Genomic DNA, 4438 nt, shown 5'->3' on the forward strand with positions numbered 1-4438 from the left:
ACAAGAGATTCGTTGGTGAAATACCAGATAGATTTAGAGAATATATTTAAAATAAATAATTAAAAGAAAAAAATAAAAGAGGGTGTTTTAAAAAAACACTCTCTTTTATCTATTATGGGATATTTTTTGGTTAACTAGCTTAATTTAAATTAAATTACTTGTTTTCTTTATTTTCTTTTTTGTCTTTATTATCTAATCCACATGGTACCCATGGATAATCTGGATGTGATGGATCACATGGATTTTGTGGGTTAACTTTCTTTTCTTCTTCATAAATTTGTTCATATTTGTTTAAGTTTTCTTTATCGCTCATAATTAACATCTCCTATCTATAACTCTCAATCACTTTATGTTTATATTATATATTAAGTAATAATAATTATCAAGAAATAATTTGAAAAGTTTTTATGAATTGAGTTCTTAATATTAATATAAAATAAATTGATAGTTTAATAATATTTTTACCACAGTGATGATTTTTATTATTAAATCTAGTTAATGATAGCTTATTTTAAAGAATTAGATAGGTTATTTTGATAAAAGTACCTTTTGTTAATTATAAATTATAAAGAATTATTTATAACTTTGTTTAAATAATAAAAACTATTTAAACTTATTTATAAGTATTATAAATAAACTTATGCACAAAACTATAATAAAGATTATTAATATTATAAATGTGTTTAGAACATATATATTTAAAGATTATTTAATATTATAAAAGGATTTAGGACATACTATTTATTAGAGGATAAATTACATTTAAACCCTTTATTTATAAAGGGTTTAAGTGATTAATTAAAAGCTTATATTTTATTAATATAAATTTAATATTTAACATATTGTAAAGAATGTTTAGTTATAATAAAATCAATGTAATTTATAAAATATATATAGCTTTAAAGAGAAGGCTAATATATTTTTTAAGCGTTATTACAAACTAAAAGGGAGGTTTGAATTGTATGGATATAAAAGAAAAATTAATAGACTTAGTTGTCTTAAATGGGGATGAAAGTGAAATTAAAGCATTAGAAGCAAAAGCTTTAAATGAAGACATATTTGATATAGACAATGGCAGAGAAATTGTACGTAAAAATAATGAAAGCCTAGGAAATTACATAGATAGATATTCAGTAGAAATAATGAAGAATTTTTCAAAAGAAAAGTATTTTAAGTTAAAAAGATTATCAGAAATTTATAGTAGCAAAGGTGATAGTAGTGAAGTAGTAGTTACTATGACAATTGAAGAAAAGCCTAAGCAAAATATTTTTGGAAAACACAAAGGTAAAATTGCAGTTGGAGCTTTAGCAGTAGCAGCAGGAACAACTTTATTTAAATTTTTCTCAAAGAAAAATACTAAATAATAAAAGTTTATTTAAAGAAAAAACTTAATATATTTTTATTAATATAGTTTAAAGAGAGATAAAGTATTAAAATTTATCTCTCTTTTTTATAACTTTTATAAATAAAATTTATTAAATTATAAAAATATATTGCTTTTATAATGAAGATTAATTAATATTTATTATATCATAGTATGTTATGATATTACTTAAATGGGGTAAAAAGTAAAATTTTAAATCTATGGGAGGGTTAAATGGGAGTAAAGTTAAGTAATGATGTTGTTGTAACTAAAGTTTTTAATAATAGTATAGTTTTAGTTAAGTCAAAAGGAAAAGAAAAAATATTATTTTCAAAAGGTATAGGATTTGGCAAAAGATTTGGAGAAAAAATTTTAAAAGGAACAGAAGTTGATAAATTATTTACTATTGAAGATGAAAATAATTTAATAAACTTAAATAAAATAGTTGATAGAGTTGATTCAGAATTTTTTGCTTTCTGTGAAGAAATCATATATAGCATATCAGAAAGTTTAGGAGAAGAATTAAGTGAAAATATACATATAGGACTTATTGATCACTTATATTTTGCAATAAAAAGGCTTAAAGATGGGGAAGAAATACAAAATCCTTTTATAGTTGAAATAGAAACTTTATATCCAAAAGCATTTAATTTAGCATCAGAAGCTTCTAAAAAAATTGGAGAAAAATTTAATGTAAAAGTACCAAATGGGGAAATTGGATTTATAGCCTTACACATTCATTCAGCAATAAATAATAGTAAGCTTTCTCACACTATAAAGTATAGCTATTTAAGCAATTTAATAGTTCAAAATGTTGAAGAAAAATTAAAAATAAAAATTAATAAAAAATCATTAGATTATGCAAGGTTTTTAACTCATATAAGATTTGCAATAGAGAGATTATTAACTAAGAAAACTATAAAAAATGAACTTACAAGTGTTATTAAAGAAAAATATGAAAAGTCTTATGAAATTGCAAGTTATATAAGTAAATTGTTAGAAGACGAGTTAAATACTAAGATTGAAGATGATGAAATTGCTTATTTAGCTATGCATATAGAAAGATTAAAATTATCTTTGTAGAAATTTAAAAAAATATGTTGAAATCGTTGACAAGATTTTCAAAATGAAATAAAATTAAATTGATAAAGCAAATAATGTTTAGATCGGCGTGTTACCAATTTAAATTTGGGCATTAGCTGGGGAGAATACCATACTAACGGTATAGGTATATTCTTTCCAGCTTTTTTTGTGCTTAAAAATAAATTTATAGCTATAATATCATAATTCTTACTTTTAATCGCCTATCTAAATATAAAAAATTTATGTTGGGGGGAATTATAATGGCAAAAGGAAATGGAAAAATACTTGGCCCATTACAAAAGCTAGGTAAAGCACTTATGACGCCAGTTGCTTGCTTACCAGCAGCAGCACTTCTACTAAGACTTGGAGCTCCAGATGTTTTAGACATTGTTTGGATGAATAAAGCAGGGGCTGCTATCTTTGACAATATGGCAATTTTATTTGCAATTGGTATTGCAATAGGACTTGCTAAAGAAAATAATGGTGTTGCAGGACTTGCAGCTGCAGTTGGTTATTTTACTATTACTAATGTGGCAACTTCCTTTGATAAAGAAATTAATATGGGAGTTTTAGCTGGAGTTATTGTGGGAGTAGTTGCAGGATTACTTTATAACAGATTTAGAGATATTCAACTTCCACAGTTCTTGGGATTCTTTGGAGGAAAGCGTTTTGTACCAATAGCAACAGCATTTACTTGCTTAGCATTAGGATTTGTTGCAGGATACGTTTGGCCAATGATTCAAGGTAACTTAAATGCATTTGGTAATTCAATGGCTCAAGCTGGAGCAATTGGAGCATTTGTTTTTGGAGTATTAAACAGATTACTTATTCCTTTTGGTTTACATCACGTACTTAACACTATATTCTGGTTCCAATTTGGAACATTCCAAGGTCCAGATGGAGTTGTAACTGGAGATATTAATAGATTCTTTGCAGGAGATCCAACTGCAGGAGCATATACTACAGGATTCTACTTTATAATGATGTTTGCATTACCAGCAGCTTGTATAGCTATGATAGCAGCAGCTAAAAAAGAAAATAGAAAAGCTGTAACAGGTATGCTTATAAGTATAGCAGCAACTGCATTCTTAACAGGTATTACAGAACCAATCGAATTTACATTTATGTTCTTAGCACCAGTACTTTATGTATTCCATGCAATTATGACAGGAATAGCACTGGCAGTAGCAAATATATTTGGAATGAAGATGGGATTTGGATTCTCAGCAGGTCTTTTAGATTATCTTTTAAGCTTTGGTATTTCATCAAAACCAATAATGATTGCAGTTGTAGGTTTAATATTTGCAGCAATTTATTTTGTAGTTTTCTATCTTGTAATTAAGAAATTTAACTTACCAACTCCAGGAAGAGAAGAAACTGGAGCAGATTTATTAGAAGAGGTATCAGATGGTGATTACTCAGCATCAGCTTCTTCACCAATAAAAGCTAAGGCAGAAGCTATGATTAATGCTTTAGGTGGAAAAGAAAATATAGAACACTTAGATGCATGTGTAACAAGATTAAGATTAGTTCTTAAAGATTCATCAAAAATGAATGAAAGAGAAATTAAAAAATTAGGTGCTAGTGGAATAATGAAATTAGATTCTAAAAATGTACAAGTAATAGTTGGAACAATTGCAGATCCATTAGTATCTCAAATGAAAAAGCTTATGTAGTAAATTAATAGAAGTTATATATTAAACTTTTGAGAATTATATAATTTTAATAATAATTTATAGTTTTTGTTATATGGTATTTACTAAAGTCTAAAACTCACTCCGCTCAACAATTTGGACTTATTAATGTAAATACCATTGTACAAATACTTAAATTTAATTATTTATGTTAACCATATTATATAAATAAAAAACTATTAAATACCCAAAGAACGCCAATAATATTTCTTAAGTTTAATAATAATATTCTTTAGTTTTTGAGTTTTAAAATTAAACTCTGTAAACACTCTATTTGTTTTTAAATAGAGTGTTTTTT

At 25.6% G+C, this 4438-nt stretch carries 4 protein-coding genes; 3 read left to right on the forward strand and 1 reads right to left on the reverse strand.

What is annotated here, in order from left to right:
• Positions 1 to 154: 154 nt before the first annotated feature.
• Positions 155 to 313 (reverse strand): hypothetical protein, encoded by a 159-nt coding sequence (locus tag Q4E08_RS11600; RefSeq protein ID WP_303131113.1) that lies wholly within the window; start codon positions 311 to 313, stop codon positions 155 to 157.
• Between the two features lie 649 nt (positions 314 to 962).
• On the opposite strand from Q4E08_RS11600, the gene Q4E08_RS11605 reads away from it, so the two are divergent.
• The 3 genes from Q4E08_RS11605 to nagE all read left to right on the forward strand — a co-directional run bounded on the left by Q4E08_RS11605 (position 963) and on the right by nagE (position 4122).
• Entirely contained in the window at positions 963 to 1364 is a 402-nt protein-coding gene (locus Q4E08_RS11605) for a hypothetical protein (RefSeq protein ID WP_303131114.1), read from the forward strand.
• 233 nt (positions 1365 to 1597) lie between these two features.
• Positions 1598 to 2446, forward strand: coding sequence for a glucose PTS transporter transcription antiterminator GlcT (locus tag Q4E08_RS11610; RefSeq protein WP_303131116.1), 849 nt, complete (start codon positions 1598 to 1600; stop codon positions 2444 to 2446).
• Between the two features lie 260 nt (positions 2447 to 2706).
• On the forward strand, positions 2707 to 4122 hold the full coding sequence (nagE, locus tag Q4E08_RS11615; protein WP_303131117.1) for an N-acetylglucosamine-specific PTS transporter subunit IIBC: 1416 nt from the start codon (positions 2707 to 2709) through the stop codon (positions 4120 to 4122).
• The last annotated feature ends 316 nt before the right edge of the window (positions 4123 to 4438 follow it).

Source organism: Clostridium sp. (genome assembly GCF_030532265.1).
Taxonomy (GTDB): Bacteria; Bacillota; Clostridia; order Clostridiales; family Clostridiaceae; genus Clostridium.